Source organism: Abyssisolibacter fermentans (assembly GCF_001559865.1).
Taxonomy (GTDB): domain Bacteria; phylum Bacillota; class Clostridia; order Tissierellales; family MCWD3; genus Abyssisolibacter; species Abyssisolibacter fermentans.
On sequence record NZ_LOHE01000104.1, the window covers coordinates 1 to 1,014 of the forward strand.

Annotated in this window: 1 pseudogene; it reads right to left on the reverse strand. The window is 28.1% G+C overall.

Going from position 1 to position 1,014, the window contains the following annotated elements:
• Positions 1-527: 527 nt before the first annotated feature.
• Positions 528-1,014: pseudogene (locus AYC61_RS21620) on the reverse strand (DUF5704 domain-containing protein); the annotation flags it as partial.

A 1,014-nucleotide genomic window follows, 5' to 3' on the forward strand; every position in this document is an offset into this window, starting at 1 on the left:
CAGATTAATTTATATTACCCTGAAAAATACACATTTGCAATAGTATCCAATTGCTTCTAACACTAATTATAATCACATTTGTTCAATTTTCGTCCGCATGACTGATATTTTTTTGTCAATCAGTTCAATTTTGCTTATAATCATTGATTTTTCAATACTTACATCATTTCTTACTATTTAATACATCCGGACATTTTTATTTTTAGTTTTACTTATTAATTCTTTTAAATCCTGATATTTACACAAACATTCGTTTTAAAAAGCATTAAAATATTTATATGCGAATATTTAGATAATAAAAATTTTATTTAATTATATTATTTTTTGATATTTATTTGTCAATATTTTGATGCATTTATATAATTTGCGACATTATAATTTTAGCACAATCTATAGTTTTTGTCAAAATTAGGTTGATGTTTCTATCATTATTAAAATCTATTCCTCATATACCTTATGTCGCCGACCCATTATTTTTTCATTATTGGAATCGACGACATTTCATTTGACTTTTTAAATGTTAATATTTAATGAGTTCCCATTACCTCGTAGTCATCTGATGCTTTTTCGTCTGCTCTGTAGAGTACTATGTCTCCGTATTCTAGTTTGAATTCTATGCTATTCTTTCGTGTTCTTAGATCAAATCCGCATTTTTTTGTATTAAAGCCTTCTACCTGCCACATGTTGCAATTTTGTGTATCTCTGTAGCTTAGTACTGGGTTTTCAAAATCTTTATTTTTTACTGTTCTTATATCAAAGTTCACTATTATAAATCCTTTTCTCAGCCAAAAGTCTTCTTTGAAATCTATTCCATTGTGTGTTCTTGCGTATTCTATTACATCAAATTTTGGCTCACATGCATATACATCATTTGGGAGATAGTACTCTCCATACCAATGCTGTACTGATTTTTTTACTCTTTGTTTATCTACTGTTGATGGTAAGTTTTCTGTGTTTCCTATGAAGGTTCTAACCCATCTTGCTAGGATAATATCATCATGGAAGCCTATTGAA